Consider the following 15,224-nt stretch of genomic DNA (forward strand, 5'->3'; position numbering starts at 1 on the left):
CTCTCTTCTTGATGGATGCGTTTTCGTCACGCGTGTTGTGGTTGCGCGGCACCGGCACAATCGTTCGCCATTGTCTCTCGGACCAATGGCGTTACAATGCCTCACCATCCAGTATCTGCCCGCCCCCGGGCGATATAGCCCTGCCGCGCCAGATGCCCGTCAAACTGGTGGAAGAGCCCCTCCACCTGGCCCGTCTGCGCCAGCGACTCGCGATACAGCCACACCGTCTTGGCATCCGGCACTCGGTCCTCAAAGCCAAGCCCCAGAAACTTCATGAAGGACAGCCGGTCACGGACCTGATACTCGATCTGGTCGTCGGAAAGATTGTAAAGCGCGCTCAAGACCAGCGTCTTGAACATCAGCACCGCGTCCATCAGCTTGCGCCCTGCGCGGGACTTGCTGTCTGCATCCGGCTTGCGCCAGACCCGCTCCAGCAAAGGCCGAAACTCCTTCCATGGCACCATGGCGATAATCTCAAGCAGCGGGTCCTTTTTCACGTCCAAATTTGCGTAGCGGTCGGAAAGATCAAAGAAACCCGGCGGCGCCAACACTACATCGCCCAATGTCAGTTCATCCCCGTTTTGTAATGCATCGCCAAGGTCTGGGCAATTTTTAGAGGTGCCCTATAGGTGAAATACTGGCCAGCAGCGGGCGCTAGGTGCCCGCGATTTCGGATCTTAGCCCGGCAGTAAACCCGCCAGAAGTCCCATGCAGAGCGTCAAAACCGCAGTCACGCCGATGACTGCAGTGAGCGCACGGGGCGACGGTTTATCGAAACTCTTCGTGGCCTCCGGTGCAGACTGATACATCGGCACCACGATCCGCAGATAGACACCGAGTGCCAACACCGAGTTGAGGATGCCGATCACTGCAAGCCAGAGATAACCAGCGTCAATAGCCGCTCCGAACAGGTAGACCTTACCGACGAACCCGAATAGCGGCGGGATGCCTGTCAATGACAGCAGAAACACCACCATCGCCACCCCTGCCGCCGGGCGTCGCCGCCCGAACCCGCGGATATCGTCAAGGCCCCGCCCGGCCAGCAGAATGATGGCAAAAGCGCCGAGGTTCATCGCGACATAGGCGGCGCCCAGAACGATCAGCCCGGGTATCGCAAATGCGCTGGTCCCGAGCGCCACAATGCCCATCAGAAAATAGCCCGTTTGCGCGATCGAGGAATAGGCGATCAGCCGCACCAGATTGGTCTGCACCAGCGCAGTCAGATAGCCGTAGGTCATGGTCACAGCCGAGATCATTGCGATCACCAGAGGCCAGTTACTCTCAACCGGCAGATCGCGCAGCACCTGCGCAAAGGCAAAAAGCGCCGCAACTTTGGTGATGACCGACAGATAGGCGGCCACGGAAACGGGAGCGCCATCATAGGCATCGGGCGCCCAAAAGTGGAATGGCACCAGTGACGCCTTGTAGCCGAGGCCCACGATCACTGCGGTCAACCCCGCGATGGCGATCAGGGGCTTGTCCTCCAGTGCGCCGAGGTCTGAGAACAGCGTCGATCCCGCGCCACCGAACCAGAACGTCAGCCCGTAGATCATCACCGACCCGGTCACCGCGCCGAAGACGAGGTATTTCATCCCTGCCTCGGTCGCGGCGTCGTCGCGCGGATAGGCTACAAGCGCAAACGACCCCAACCCGGTCAGCACCACGCCCAACACGAGCAGCATCATGTCGCCACTGCCCGCCAGCATCAACGCGCCTAGCGTGACAAGGCAGAGAAGCGAATAGACGCTGCCTTCACGCTGCTGCCCCGCGATTTCTGCCCGCGCCAGCAACAACGCCATTGCCGTTCCGGGCAGCAATATCAGCTTGGCCCAGCCGCTGAGCAGGTCGATCCGGTAGGTGCCGCCAAAAACGGTGGTATCGGCGGTCAGCAGTGGCAGCGTGGCGAGCGTCGCCACCGCCAGCCCGGCTAGTCCGAACCAAAGCGCCAGCCGTGCCATCCGCACCATTTCGGCAATGAGCATCGCCACGACCGCCAGCGACAGCAGTATCTCGGGGATCAGGAAGGGCAGATCTCGGCCCATCAGAACGACAGGCTCGCCATTGTGGTATGGATCATGTTCAACAGCCACGACGGTGCAACGCCAACAAGGACTGTCAGGAACAACAGCGGCACGATCACCAGCATCTCGCGCCGGCCAAGATCGGGCATTGCGGCCCATTTCTCGTTCGGCTCTCCCAAAAATACTGCGGCGATGGCACGCAAGTACAGTCCGGCAGTGACAACAATAGCGATAATCGCGACCACGGCCCAAGGCTGTGTGTTGAGCGTCGCGAGGAATATCTGAAACTCCGCAGGGAAATGCGCCAGCCCCGGCAGGCCAAGTGAGGCGAAGGCCGACACGACGAAGGCCCATCCAAGCCACGGCACCCGGCCCAGCAACCCGCCGAAATCACCCATGTCGCGGATGTGGGCGCGGTCTTGCAACATGCCCACAAGAAAGAACAGCGCCCCAGTGACCAGTCCGTGGCTGATCATCTGCAAGGCCGCGCCATCGAGCGCAACCACCCGGATCGCCGGATCGCTCGCAAGTGCCGCCACAGCCACGCCCATCACCACATAGCCCATGTGGTTCACCGACGTATAGGCGATCATCTTCTTCAGATCGCTTTGCGCAAGCGCTGCAAACGCACCGTAGAGCGCGCTGAACACCCCGAAGGCAAGGATCACAACACCCGCCCGCGTGAACGTTTCGGGCGTCATTTGCAGCGCAAACCGCACGAGACCATAGGTCCCGAATTTCAGCATCACCCCGGCCAGGATTACGCTACCCGCCGTAGGCGCCTGGACATGTGCGGCAGGCAGCCAGGTGTGTACCGGAAAGGCCGGGATCTTGACCGCGAAGGTAAACAGCATCGCAATCAACGCCAGCATCGCGCCCAAACCGGCAAGCGGAGGGGCGTCGATCCAGGCCCGCATGTCGAACGTGCCGCTGCTCAGATACAGTCCGATGATCGCGAGCAACAGCGGCAGTGAGCCGAGCAGCGTGTAGAGAAAGAACATCAGCGCCGCGCGCTGCCGGTCTTCATAGCCCCATCCCGCGATCATGAAATACATTCCAACCAGCGAAACCTCGAAGAAGACGTAGAAGAGCAGCCCGTCGAGGGCCATGAAGCTGCCGAGCGAGGCGGTTTCCAGCATCAGCATCAGTACGACGTAGCTTGGCACACGTTCGCTGATCCGCGCCGAATAGATTGCCGACAGCAGGAACAGCAGAGACGTGAGCAGCACCAGCGGCAGGCTGAGCCCATCCAGCCCCAGGCGGTAGGCGGCCCCGATGGCCGGGATCCAGGCGATTTCCTCTACCTGCGCGAAGCCGCCCGGCACGATTCCGCGCGACCAGATTGCAAGCGTGATCAAAAAGACCAGCCCCGTCACCGTGATCGAAAGACCGTGAGCCACCCGGGCCGATCGGACTGGCAACGCTATCAACGCCAGCCCGCCCAAAATCGGCAGGAAGGTGGCAATGGTCAGTAGCGGCATTGGGGTGGCTCCTCAGAAATAATGCGGTGCGGTCAGCAGCACGATGACGATCAGCCCAATGCCGATCACTGTCAGCGCCAATTCGCGATGGATCAATCCGCTTTGCAGGTGGCGGGCGCGGGCACCGGCTTCGACGATACGCCGTACCAGACCGAAGATCGCAGCGTCGATAAAGTTTGTGTCTATGGACCTTGTGTCTTGGCCAAGACGCAGCGACTGCTGTCCGATCCAGATCGAGAACGCGAACAGCGTATCGTCGCCCCGGTCCGCAAGGCGCGCGGTGCCAAGGCCCAGATTGCGGATCAGCCCGACCTGCGCGGCCAGCAGCCGCTGCTCGAACGCCTCGCAGGCGGCGGCGATCGACAGGGAGGGTCGCAGGATCAATCCGTCCATTCCTCCCGCGACAGTGAAGCCGTTTTGCGCAGGTGCTAGTAGCGGACCGAGCAGCCGCGCAGGCGCCATAAACCAGCCAAGCGCCAGCCCGCCAAGGGCCACGGCCAGCCCCATTGCCGGCACGATCCAGCCGGGCTTTTCGATCTGGGCCCCCAGCACATGTTCAAGCGCACCGAAGCTGAAACCAAGCCCGGCGGCCAACGCCACCAGAACGCCCATGCCGATGGCCATGAACGGCACCGGAGTACGTGCGGGACCAGCCTCGCCGGTCCAGAGCACATTCAGCGCCCGGCCCATATAAGTCCCGGTCAGCACCGAACCGGCCAATGCCAGCGGCAAAAGCCACGGTGCGGCGGTGCTTGCAAGTGCCGCAGCGATGATTGCATCCTTGGAAAAGAAAGCCGCCAGCGGCGGGATGCCCGCCAGCGCCAGCGCGGCGATGGCGAAGCCCGTAAAGATGCCGGGACGCGCTCGACCGGCACCCGCCAGCGTATCCAGCCCGGTGCCCTCGCGGTCGTGCTGAAACACACCTGCGCCCAGAAAAAGGGAGCTCTTGATTGCTGCATGGGCAATCAGGTGCAGCAGTGCCGCAATCGGCACGCCAGCACCGATGGCCACTAGCATCAGCCCGTACTGGCTTGCGGTGGATGCCGCCAGCAGCCGTTTCAGATCACGCTCCGCCAGCGCAATCAGTCCGGTGATGACCGCAGTGAGGCCACCAACGATACCGATGGCCAGCAGCGCACCGCCGGGCATCATGGGCGCCGTGCGGATCAACAGGATCGCCCCCGCGGCTACCAAAGTGGCCGAGTGCAAAAGCGCTGACACTGGCGTCGGCCCGGCCATCGCGCGTTGTAGCCAGTCCTGTAATGGTACTTGCGCCGATTTACCCATTGCTGCGACCAGCATTAACAACCCGGCGATCAGCGCAGGCGCGCCTGTGGTCGCGAGCGTCGCGGAAATCTCTGACGTTCCTGCCACGCCGATGAGCAGGAAGGCGCCAAGGTAAAGTCCCAAATCGGCGCTGCGAGTATAAAGGAAAGCCCGGGTTGCGGCACTGGCCACGCCCGCGCGACCATGCCAAAAGCCGATCAGCAAGTAGCTGGCGAAGCCGATCATTTCCCAAGCGGCAAGCAGCATGATCCAGTCACCCGCCAGCACCAGCCCCTGCATCGCGGTCACAAACAGCAGCATTGTGCCGAAAAAGCGCGCTTTTTCAGGGTCTCCCGCCATGTAACCTGTTGCATAGGTTAAAACGAAGACTGCGACTGTGGCCACGACCAGCGCCAGCACTGCCGTTAATGGCGTCGCCACCAGCCGCAATGGCATGTCGGGCAGGCCCGGCAAGACTGCCTCCACTGTGCCGTCGGACGCCGCGATGAATAGCCCCACAGCGCCGATCAGGCCCAGAACGGTACCGGCCAGCGCCAGCGCTTCGGGCGCGCGGCGTAGCGCGAGGATCGTCAGGCCTGACAGCAGCGGCGCCAACAGCGTGAGAGCCAGAAAACTCATCCCTTCAACTCGCGCGCTTCTTCCATCTCGACCGACCCGCGTGAGCGGAACCGAGCGATGGCGATGCCAAAGCCCACCGTCATCTCGACCGCCATCACCGCCATGATGATCAGCACGAACATCTGCGCCGCCGGTTCCTCGGGGTGCAGATAGCGCCAGAAAGCCACCAAGTTGACCAGTGCGGCCGCAAGAATCAGCTCCACTCCCATGATGATCATCACCAGATTGGTCTGGCTCAGTACGCCGTAAAGACCGGTGCCGAACATCGCGGCGCCCACGGTCAGGGCAATCATCAACTCAAAAATCATTTCGGCTGTTCCTTCGCCGGAGCAATTGCGACCATCGTTGCCGCCACCATCGCCGTCAGGATCGTCAGACCGGCGGATTGGAAGATAAGCATCGACCGGCCCAGCAACTCGCGCCCCAGATCTTCGGTCTGCTGTGCCGCACCCGGGATGTCGGTCCCTGCCGGGCCCCAATCTGCCAACCAGATAACCGCCAGCGCCGCACCAAGGCCAATGCCCCCTGCCCAGAGCGACAAACGCTTTTGATGCGTCATATCCATCGCACCCAAGCCGCCCGGGTCCATCATGAACATCACCATGAAGATCGCCATAACGCTCATCTCGGTGGCCATCATCATTATTTGCAGGACGCCCAGAAACTCGGCCTGCATGACCAGAAACATCAGACCCACGGCGGTCTGCGAGAACAAAAGCGCCAGTGCCGAGCGCACCATCGAATGGGTGCGGAACACGACGACGCCGAACCAAACCGCAGCGCCACCGAAGAATACAAGAAAGATCATCGGTACGATCATATCTCAACCACCAAAGCAATGACGCCAACAACGAAGATATTTATCAGGGCCAAAGGGATACCGAGCTTCCAACTCAGTTCCAGATAACGCGCTTCGCGGACCCGCGGCACCAGCCGCCCGGTGCTGACCATCAGGCCAGCGACGATCAGGATCTTGATCCCGCTCCACGCCCAAGCGGGCAACCATGGGCCAAGCCAGCCGCCGAGGTAGAAGGTCACTGTCGCACCCGCCAGCGCCAGGATGACGACCATGCGCGCCAGACGCAGAACGGCAAGACGTACGCCAGTGTATTCGGCCTCGATTCCGCCAGCCAGATCGCCCGGCGCAGTGGGCAGGTCCAGCGGTGGCAACCAGCACAGCCCCATCGCGGCGGCGATGAACAACGCGAATCCCAGTGGCTGATAGGCGATGTTCCAGAGTGCGGATTGTGACATGACGATATCCACGGTTGAGAGCGATTCCGCGCGCAGCGCAACGGCCGTGATCGGCATCACGACAAGCATCGCATAGGCCACGAACTGCCCCAGAAACCGCCAACCGCCAATCATACCGTAAGCGCCGTTCGGACCCCATCCGGCCATGATCAGCGCGACCAGCACGTAGGCCAGAGCCGCGTTCAAAAACAGCGCCCCGGTCGCCAGATCTGTGACAATGAGCCCCGGTGCCAGCGGAATGACCGCCACCGCCAAAAGCCCGGCCACCAGCAAGAGCACCGGCCCAACTTCAAAAAACAGCCGGTCAGGCTTGCGCGCCAGCAGCGATTCACGCCCAAGAAGCGCCAGCGCCGAGATCACCGGGCGCGCGGGTTGCAACCGTCCATGTACCGCCCAGCCTTCCAGCACGGCGATCAGATAGGCGCCAGCCGCGAGCGACAATAACACAGTTAATACCGTCAAGCCATCACCTCCCAAGGGCTGATGTCCAGCGATCCGATACCGGTAAGCGCATCGCCCAACTCCCGCCCGTCCGCAACGGTCGCGATCAAGGCGATATGCGCCGCCGTCGGCGTACTCATATCGGCAGCCGTAACTTTGCCTTGGTGCAATGTCAGGCTTAGTCGGGCTGCGCCGCGCGGTGTTTCGACCACGGCTTCGCCGGTACCTGATTCCGTGCCGATGACTTGCGATTCTGGTAGCGAAATTGCGCCCGCACGCGAAATTAACTCAAGACTCTGGGAAATTTCGCCGCAACGTAACGCCAGCCGTGCAAGCGCATCACCACTCTTCGCCGTCAAAACGGCAAAGCCGAGTTGGGCATAAATCTGATCATCTGCGCGTGCGTCGCGGGCGATGCCGCTCGCGCGCGCGACCAGGCCGGGCAGGGCATCGCCGCCCACCAATCGGCCAATCCCCTTCAACCTGGAATTCAGCAACGGGGTGCGTTGAACCCGTGTCAGAAATGCGGTGATCTTTGTGGTCAGTGCAGCCATTTCGATGACCGTCGCGTCACGCAGTTTCAGTTGCAATGCCGTCGCGTGGTTCTCAAGCCAAGCAAAGCCCGACTGTGCTCCGAACCCGGCCAGCCAGCCGAGGTGACTGGCCAGTCTCTCGCGCTCGACTGCGGCAATGCGGGCGCGGGCGACGTCGGATGCCACGCTTTGCCCGGCTGCCCGCTCCAGCGCCAGACAAGCCAGCAGACGATAGCTCACCGGACTGAGGAGAGATAACGCGGCGAGGTGGTCGGCAAAGGCGTCGGGTAGGGTCGCGTCGTCGTGGAGGAGTTCGCGCGGACCCACTGCGCTGTCGGCGCGGCTGCTCACGACTGCGTCGCCGTCCAGTGTCAGGTCCAGCCGCAACCCACCGGGCAGCCCAGGGAAGAACGGCCCGAAGGGGACGTCGATCCACTCCATCTTCAGGCCGTCGCTGCTGGCCGGCATGTCACGGGTGAGATCCGCCATCGACATGAAATGCGCCTCGACACCTTCTATAGTCTCACCATTTCCATGTGCGCCATGACCGTCCTGGTCGTCACCCTTGCTCTCGTGCCCTTTGCCGTGGGCTTCATGGTCGTGCCCGGAATGTTCCTCTGCGTCTTCGGCGGGCACCAGAAACATGCCGCATTTGGGGCAGGAGCCGGGTTCGTCCGCCACCACTTCGGGATGCATCGGGCAAGTGTATTGGGTGCGGGTCTGCAGCGCCGGGGCGTCGAAATCGCCCACTTCGGACTGGAACGACCCCATCGCAATGATCCGGCGTAGATCGGCCATTGCCGCGACCAGACCAGCTTGCGTCAACGGCCCGGTCGCGTCGGCATCAGGCAGCGGTGCCAAATCACCGGCACCCAAAGCCAGAATGGCCCGTGGGCGCGGCATCTGGCCATAAGCAATGCTGGCGGAATCAACCAGATCGGCGGGTAGGGCGGCGATGACGACAAGGACATTGGCATGGCGCGGCGTCGCGCTCAGATGCAGCCCGGCGCCGCCAAGGTCAATCCCAGCCGCCCGTGCCACATCCGCCCCCGGCACCACAAAGCCGCGAATGTCGCGCGACATGGCTGCCGCAACGAGCCGTTGCAGAACGCTCATCGGCCCCTGACGCGCCCCGATCATTCCTGTCGCCTCAAGGCGCCCTGGCTCCAGCCGTAAAGCAGGCCGAGGAACAGAATGGCGAGGAACACGCCCATATCCAGAAGTGCCACCAGCCCTTCCTCGCGGTAGACAACAGCCCAAGGATACATGAAGGCCATTTCCATATCGAAAGCCAGAAACAACAAGGCATAGCCGTAGTATTTGGCGTGATACCGCACCCAGACCGGATCGCGCGACAGCGATCCGGCGGTGGCAGGTACATCCTTGCCCGGCTCATCGCGTGTTCGACCGATTGCACGGACAAGGGCATATAGGCACAGGACGAAGCCGACCGAGCCAAGCGTCAGGCCGAACAAGACCGCATATTGGGCAAGTGCGCTCATTCCTTACTCTGGCCTTTCATGGCGTCTTGACGATACCCCGGATCGACACGCGGACTGGGGCCAGCCAAACTTTGCATTGGTGGATATCAGGACGCACCTTGGGACATTGCGTTACTGTAGCGCATTTTTATTTTCCCGCGACGGGAAAATCACAAATTGACCGCCTTACCTGCTGCGGAATGCACTGTTGGCCCGTCCATGGATAGACAGGCCAGACCAATGAAGCCACTTTCACAAAGCCCCGCCCGTATACGGCGGGCGCGGAACATCGTTCCGACAATGAGCGCGCCTCTTGCCTCGATCCTCGGCAGCGGCTTTTTGTTGGTAGTACCGGTGGCGGCAAGGGGTGTGATACTTAACCAATTGCCGCGATCGTGGTGATGGCCCTGACCGCGCAATAGACGGCAGATGCCATTGCCTGCTAAATCGGCATAGACTATGTTATCTTGGGCGCGTTGCCAGACGCCCGATCATGCATACCAGATCAAGCCGCAATCAATCGCGGTCGCGGCATAACCGGGCGGGAAATCCACTTAGGAAATAGCTCGAAACCATTCAAACGAACCGAGCCATCTCTTTGGAACATCATCTCTAACTATCATAGCGGTCTGACAATGTTCCGAGAATTTGAGCCAGAGCGCTCGGCTGATAAGCCCCAGAGCGGCACCGCCTTGTAGCACAGATGCGGCTTTTTTTCGGAATCTTTCGTCACAATTCCTCAGATTCATGCCGCCCAGACACGCCGAAGTGTTGTGCGAGTACGATGAAAGCAACGGCAACTTAGAAGGCTTGTCTGAACTACACAGCGTTCTAACTTTTCGAAACACGAATGATAGCAACGATTGGAATCGTTCCGGTCTGCGATACAAGCCGTCAGTGCTAATCTGTGAGGCTTGGCAAGCCTGCAAAGCGATTTTCCAAAAATTGTGATCAACGTCGAATGGTTAGTATATCGCGTGGTTAGATACTAACCATTATGGCCGTTTGTCGGCCATGGACTTACGTGACCGCGTCGGGCAAAACATTCAGGACTTGAGACGGTCTCTTGGCATCAGCCAGGAAGATCTGGCTCTGCGCGCGCGGGTCAACCGTGGCTACATGGGCAAGGTCGAAAACGGAAAATACTCAGTTTCCCTCGACATATTGGAGAAGATCGCGCTGGTCCTCGGCGTGGACCCACACGTCCTTCTTGCGCCAAGGGACCCACAAAATGCCGTTTCGCAAGGCCAGGAAGGCTACAGTGGCTTAGGTCAGCAGTCAAAAACTTAAATCGCTGCCGGGACGTCCGACCATGTGAGGAGGCCTGTTCAATGACAAAGCTCACTCAGTCAACTCTTGAAGAGGTGGTTTCAGGTCTGTCGCGGGGCATTATCGTGCCGACACTCACGCCGTTTGACGACGATGGGACGATTTTGGCGCATGCCGTCGCCGACCAAGCTCGCCGTTTTGCCCGGATCGACGGCATCGTCGGGATCGCAGTGAACACGGCGTTTCATAGACGCGAAACCTTATCTGCCTCCGAGCGCACCGACGCCATTCGCATGACACGTACGGGGCTGGATCCTGGCCAGCTACTCCTCTCACATGTCGGCACGCTCTCGGACGCCGCCCTTGATGAGACCGCGTCTTGTCAGGCCGCGGGTGCCGACGCGGTGATCGGAAGCCTGGTAGATTGGCAGAAGGGACATGAAGGGCATTCGGTCGATGAGCGGATTGAGACACTGGTCGATCTTGTGGATCGACTGCCCCTTCCCGTCATCATCGCCTTCGACTGCGGGGAACGCCGCGGCTCTGCCGCCATCGAAGAAATCGCCCATCTCGCCCGGCATTGCGGCAACGTCCTCGGCTTCACCATGGGTGCGGACGACGACGTCATGCAATATGATCAAGATTATTACGCCCTGAAATCCATCAGCCGACCGCTTGCCTGCCTGCCGGCCTCCACGGGCACGTTGTTCCACAATCTCAACACAGGCGCTGATGGCGTGTTGTCGCCCTTCGCGCTAATGGCACCGCATGAGGTGGCCGCCCTCTACCAAGCTTCACGGACTGGCCGGTTTCTTGATGCGCAAGCGCTCCACAACCGGCTCTCACCCCTCATCGGGCTACTGTCCGGCCACGACCAGATGACCCAAGAGGGGATCTGTCGCGCCGTCGCCCATCACCGCGGCCTGCTCGCATCCACGAACGTGCGCGGCAACGCTGACCCGCTTTGTTCCCAGCTGTTGCGGCGGATACATCAGGTCGTCGACGAGACCGGCCTCAAACCCATCAGCTGGGTCTGAACCCTCGCGGCAGACAGCCCTCCTAACGCTCAATGCCTCGCGAATTGTCCTTACCAAGCTCTGGCGCGCGATCCAGCTGGCGGATTTGTGCGCGCATCTGACCGAGAACCGGGATGGCCTGCGCGACCACATTGACGCGGGTCTGAACAAGTTCTCGCTCCGCGGCAGACCGTGCCGTCAGCGCCGGGTCCTGCGCGATGCCGTTCCGGATCGCGTCACTGCCTTCGCCGTAGCGTTCGGTAAGGGCCCGTCGGAACCGCACGACCTCCTGAACCGACGCCTTATCCGTCAGCAGCAGGCGCGTCCGGTCTTCCTTCTCGGCGCCTGACGGCATCCTGTGCACCTGAGCCATTTGATCGAGAAACACTCCGGTCTCCCGCGACAGGTCTGGCAGCGGTTTCCGCATGGCAATACGCTGTGCTTCATGCTGCTCTTTGCGCCGCTCCTTGATCCTGTCCAGCACTGCCAAATGAGCATCCATCTGCCGGGCCATCATCGGCACCTGCTCGAGTGCTGAGCGACGGTCCCCGTTGGCGATCCCGAGACGAGTCGTGCCGCGTAGGTCGCCAAAATTTGACGGCGACCGTTCGACTTCTGAGATCAACGCTCTGGCGTCCCCGCGCTCACCGTACTGCGCCATCATCCGCTCAATGGCGTGGTCGGGTTCGATATAGATCCGTCCGGCGATGTCTTTCGCCGTCGCCAGGGTCGGCCGAGCGGAAATGTCCTTCGCGGCGTGGGTGCGTATCTCTCGGTCCTCCAATGGCGGCAAATCGGGAACGGCATCGATCAGAGGTTTTGCTGTCTGCATGGTAGACCTCACTCGGTTTGATGCCGGATCATTTTCTTGAACTCTCTTCGGCGTGCGATCCGGCCCTTCTGTGAATGCCGCTGCCCGTCCGACATCCCAGGGCCTGCTGCGCTCCGTCAACGGCTGCAACTCGGCGCGTGTTTCTGCCCATTGCGCGGCGAACACCTCGGGCCAGTTATCCCGCGCGAACTGCGTCCAACCGTCCGACAATCCATCCAGAACCGGTGCGTTCTCATTCGGCTGATGAAAGCCGTGGGTAAGGATCGCATTCTTTGGAAAGACCGACCGAAGATCGGCGTTGAATGACCGCAACTCTTCTGCCGACAGCGCGAGGTTGAGCTCATAATGCGCAGAGCGCTCGAACGCCCGCGCCTGTCGACCGCGAATGGTTTCCGAGGCGAGATTGTGAGACAGGCGGTTGACGGAGTGCTGCAGATGCACGGACATTTTGGGCGGCCGGGACGCCGGAAGCACGCGCCGCACCACCTCCTTACGGCCCCCATCCCGATCCGACAATCGGACCTGTTCGCGCTCCGGTGCCGGGTGACGCAGACGATCAAACCGTGCCGCCAGCCTGTCGAGTCGCTCGCGCAGATAGTGAAGATTGGATTTGACGAACTCTGCAATGATCCGCGTGGTCGGGAACCCGCGCCGTTCGGCAAACCCACGCACGACTTCGCGATAGTCGAGCCGGTCGCGATAGAGCGCGGTGGAATCCTGCAAACGGTCGCGGATCATCAGCTCGACCAGCTCACCCTGGCTGCGGAAATCCTCTCGCGCCGCATAGAGCGTGACGTCATCGCGATGCCGGGTCAGCGCCACATAGGACAACTGCGCGTCCATGCTCGGTGACAGATAGACGAAGGCGCGATCAACCGTGTTGCCCTGCTCCTTGTGGATCGTGCGCGCATAGCCGTAGTCGATCTGGTTGTACTCGTTGGCCCGCAGGATGATCGGGTCGGCATGGCCTTCGACCAGAACGGTCAGCCGATTTCTGTCGGCCTCGACCACCTGACCCGTCGAGCCGTTGAAGACACCGAGGCTGCGTTCGTTTTTGAGGAACAGGATCTGATCGCCGACTGCAAACGGTTTTTCGCCACGCTCCGAGGCGAAGATGTGGTCCTCCCCAAGCGCATCTCTCCCCTTCAAGGCTTCGCGTGCGTCAACATTGAGGGCGATCACATCCTTGTTTCGATGCGCCATGACGGTGACGCCGGCCGAAGCCTGATGGTACGGCAACCAGTCCCGAATCAGACTCGCGCGCGCCTCTTCCCGGCTCTCGGCCCAGTCGAGCCTGTCACGGTCCAGATAGGCTGCGACGCCCTCCTGCGTCCTGCCCGATCCGAACGCGATCGCCGCGTCGCGCATCCACGGCTCATGCTGGCGCACGACGCTGTCGAGTTCGCAGTATCCGGTCACATCGACAAAGGCGCGAAAGGCGGCACCGGCCTGAATGGGTTGCAACTGCCGCGCATCGCCGAGCACAATCATCCGCGCACCTGCCTCGTTCAATGTGCGCGTGATGCTCTCCATCTGGCGCGACGACACCATGCCGGCCTCGTCCATCACGAACACGGTCTTCTCAGTCGGCAGCAGATCGCCCTTCGCCCATTGATACTCCCATGAGGCCAGGGTCCGGCTCTCGATGCCCGCCTCCGAGCGCAGATTGTCGGAAGCGATTCCGGCCAATGCGCCACCAACGACCGTATAGCCCTGGTGCTCGAAGGCGATGCGTGTCGCCTCGGTCGCGGTCGACTTGCCCGCACCGGCATAGCCGACAAGGGCCGCCGCCCCTGTCTCGCCAGTCAGGTGCCGCACAACCATTCTTTGCTGATCGGTAAGGTCGAACCCGCGCTTCATCTCGAACACCTTGTAGGCTGTGTCGAGATCAGCGTCGGCAATTGGAGCAGCCATTCTGCGTGCCAAGCCGTCGACATTCTGGACCATCCGATGTTCAAGTTCAACCATCGTGCGCGTCGAGAATAGCGCCTCGCTTGTGGCGTCCCCTGTGAACGGATCGAAGGCGGGGGCCGCGACGGCCACCAGTTCCTCATGCGCCCCAACATGATAAAACAGCGACTGGAACTCGGCTGTGGAGCACTCCGTCCTGTGGATCTCGCGCGCGATGTCATGGCGGGTGAACACCGCCTTCTGCGTGGTGATCTTTGTGAGGATCAGCGTCGGGTCCTCTGCGTAGCGCAGATAGTTTTCCCGCGCCGCGAGCTTCGCCTTCTCCGCCAGTTCCGACACGTCACCACGCGCATCCATATTGTCGGACGCTGTCCCGCGATGCTTACTCGGCACCGCATCAATGCCGAGCGCTTCGAACGAGCGATGATCGACGCGGATGTCAAACCCGTGTTTCGCGAGATGGTGGTTCTGGGTCTCGGCCCAGGCCATGCGCATCTCCCGCAACCGCTCCAGCCCGCCGGCGAACTGTTCATATCGGATTTTGCCATCCTTGCCCCTGAGCGGCACGCCATCATCGCCGAGGACCGGCACGCGCTTGGCCCCAAACCCCGCATCCGTCACCGGTCGCAGCGCCGTCATCAGGTGCACATGCGGATTGTCCTCGATGTCATGATAGGCCCAGTCCGCGGCGATGCCATGCGCCGACAACTCGCGCGCGACGAAGTCCCGCACCAACTCGATGCTCTGTTCCGTACTCAGCTCGACCGGCAGCGCCAGGACGATCTCGCGCATCAACTGCCCGTCTTTGCGCGCCTCTTTGGCTTCAACAGCGTTCCAGAAAAACGCACTTGTCTCTGGCGGCGAATACTGGTCCGCAAATTCCACCAACCACGCTGGCGCGTTCTCTGGCAGTGCGAATTCCGAATGCGCATTGCCGGATTTGCGGGAATAGTCGATCTCTTCGGCGGTCTCATCGCGTTCCATCCTGGCGCAATGCCGATAGGCGGCCGCGGCAACAGCAGACCGTCCGCCCCCCTTGCCGACGATCTGCGCAGAAAGATGGTAGATCGCCACGTCCCG

At 61.4% G+C, this 15,224-nt stretch carries 11 protein-coding genes and 1 pseudogene; 2 read left to right on the plus strand and 10 right to left on the minus strand.

All coding sequences use genetic code 11. The annotated features are described in order from the left end of the window. The 9 genes and pseudogenes from FGD77_RS00005 to FGD77_RS00045 all read right to left on the minus strand — a co-directional run. Nucleotides 1-548: pseudogene (locus FGD77_RS00005) on the minus strand (transposase); the annotation flags it as partial. A gap of 129 nt (nt 549-677) precedes the next feature. Beyond that, nucleotides 678-2,090 (minus strand): NADH-quinone oxidoreductase subunit N, encoded by a 1,413-nt coding sequence (locus tag FGD77_RS00010; RefSeq protein WP_255005332.1) that lies wholly within the window; start codon nt 2,088-2,090, stop codon nt 678-680. Further along, on the minus strand, nt 2,042-3,502 hold the full coding sequence (locus tag FGD77_RS00015) for a NuoM family protein (protein ID WP_108693520.1): 1,461 nt from the start codon (nt 3,500-3,502) through the stop codon (nt 2,042-2,044). The genes FGD77_RS00010 and FGD77_RS00015 overlap by 49 nt, the downstream gene beginning before the upstream one ends. A gap of 12 nt (nt 3,503-3,514) precedes the next feature. Next, on the minus strand, nt 3,515-5,407 hold the full coding sequence (locus FGD77_RS00020; protein ID WP_108693521.1) for an NADH-quinone oxidoreductase subunit L: 1,893 nt from the start codon (nt 5,405-5,407) through the stop codon (nt 3,515-3,517). Then, entirely contained in the window at nt 5,404-5,715 is a 312-nt protein-coding gene (nuoK, locus tag FGD77_RS00025) for an NADH-quinone oxidoreductase subunit NuoK (RefSeq protein ID WP_108693522.1), read from the minus strand. Before nuoK ends, FGD77_RS00020 begins: the two co-directional genes overlap by 4 nt. Further along, nucleotides 5,712-6,215, minus strand: coding sequence for an NADH-quinone oxidoreductase subunit J (locus tag FGD77_RS00030; protein WP_243405206.1), 504 nt, complete (start codon nt 6,213-6,215; stop codon nt 5,712-5,714). The genes nuoK and FGD77_RS00030 overlap by 4 nt, the downstream gene beginning before the upstream one ends. An 8-nt stretch (nt 6,216-6,223) precedes the next feature. After that, nucleotides 6,224-7,123 carry a complex I subunit 1 family protein gene (locus FGD77_RS00035; protein ID WP_108693524.1) on the minus strand — a complete coding sequence of 300 codons (900 nt, stop codon included), beginning with the start codon at nt 7,121-7,123 and terminating at the stop codon, nt 6,224-6,226. Continuing rightward, entirely contained in the window at nt 7,120-8,775 is a 1,656-nt protein-coding gene (locus FGD77_RS00040; RefSeq protein WP_207768767.1) for a heavy metal-binding domain-containing protein, read from the minus strand. Before FGD77_RS00040 ends, FGD77_RS00035 begins: the two co-directional genes overlap by 4 nt. Continuing rightward, nucleotides 8,772-9,137 carry an NADH-quinone oxidoreductase subunit A gene (locus FGD77_RS00045; RefSeq protein ID WP_108693525.1) on the minus strand — a complete coding sequence of 122 codons (366 nt, stop codon included), beginning with the start codon at nt 9,135-9,137 and terminating at the stop codon, nt 8,772-8,774. The genes FGD77_RS00040 and FGD77_RS00045 overlap by 4 nt, the downstream gene beginning before the upstream one ends. A 993-nt stretch (nt 9,138-10,130) precedes the next feature. Here FGD77_RS00045 and FGD77_RS00050 point away from each other — a divergent pair. Both FGD77_RS00050 and FGD77_RS00055 read left to right on the plus strand, forming a co-directional pair. Continuing rightward, nucleotides 10,131-10,406 (plus strand): helix-turn-helix domain-containing protein, encoded by a 276-nt coding sequence (locus FGD77_RS00050; RefSeq protein ID WP_108693526.1) that lies wholly within the window; start codon nt 10,131-10,133, stop codon nt 10,404-10,406. 41 nt (nt 10,407-10,447) lie between these two features. After that, nucleotides 10,448-11,422 carry a dihydrodipicolinate synthase family protein gene (locus FGD77_RS00055; protein ID WP_108693527.1) on the plus strand — a complete coding sequence of 325 codons (975 nt, stop codon included), beginning with the start codon at nt 10,448-10,450 and terminating at the stop codon, nt 11,420-11,422. Nucleotides 11,423-11,444: 22 nt separating this feature from the next. On the opposite strand, the gene traA is transcribed toward FGD77_RS00055, so the two are convergent. Continuing rightward, nucleotides 11,445-15,218: a Ti-type conjugative transfer relaxase TraA gene (gene traA / locus FGD77_RS00060; RefSeq protein ID WP_108693528.1), complete on the minus strand. Its 3,774-nt coding sequence runs from the start codon at nt 15,216-15,218 to the stop codon at nt 11,445-11,447. Nucleotides 15,219-15,224: the final 6 nt, after the last annotated feature.

Source organism: Roseovarius sp. M141, from assembly GCF_024355225.1.
Classification (GTDB): domain Bacteria; phylum Pseudomonadota; class Alphaproteobacteria; order Rhodobacterales; family Rhodobacteraceae; genus Roseovarius.

What these genes read in the sequence shown, in the direction of transcription:
- FGD77_RS00015 (WP_108693520.1), bottom strand. Translation starts at nt 3,502, where the DNA reads ATGCCGCTACTGACCATTGCCACCTTCCTGCCGATTTTGGGCGGGCTG.
- FGD77_RS00040 (WP_207768767.1), bottom strand. Translation starts at nt 8,775, where the DNA reads ATGATCGGGGCGCGTCAGGGGCCGATGAGCGTTCTGCAACGGCTCGTT.
- nuoK (WP_108693522.1), bottom strand. Translation starts at nt 5,715, where the DNA reads ATGATTTTTGAGTTGATGATTGCCCTGACCGTGGGCGCCGCGATGTTC.
- FGD77_RS00020 (WP_108693521.1), bottom strand. Translation starts at nt 5,407, where the DNA reads ATGAGTTTTCTGGCTCTCACGCTGTTGGCGCCGCTGCTGTCAGGCCTG.
- FGD77_RS00050 (WP_108693526.1), top strand. Translation starts at nt 10,131, where the DNA reads ATGGACTTACGTGACCGCGTCGGGCAAAACATTCAGGACTTGAGACGG.
- FGD77_RS00030 (WP_243405206.1), bottom strand. Translation starts at nt 6,215, where the DNA reads ATGATCTTTCTTGTATTCTTCGGTGGCGCTGCGGTTTGGTTCGGCGTC.
- FGD77_RS00055 (WP_108693527.1), top strand. Translation starts at nt 10,448, where the DNA reads ATGACAAAGCTCACTCAGTCAACTCTTGAAGAGGTGGTTTCAGGTCTG.
- FGD77_RS00045 (WP_108693525.1), bottom strand. Translation starts at nt 9,137, where the DNA reads ATGAGCGCACTTGCCCAATATGCGGTCTTGTTCGGCCTGACGCTTGGC.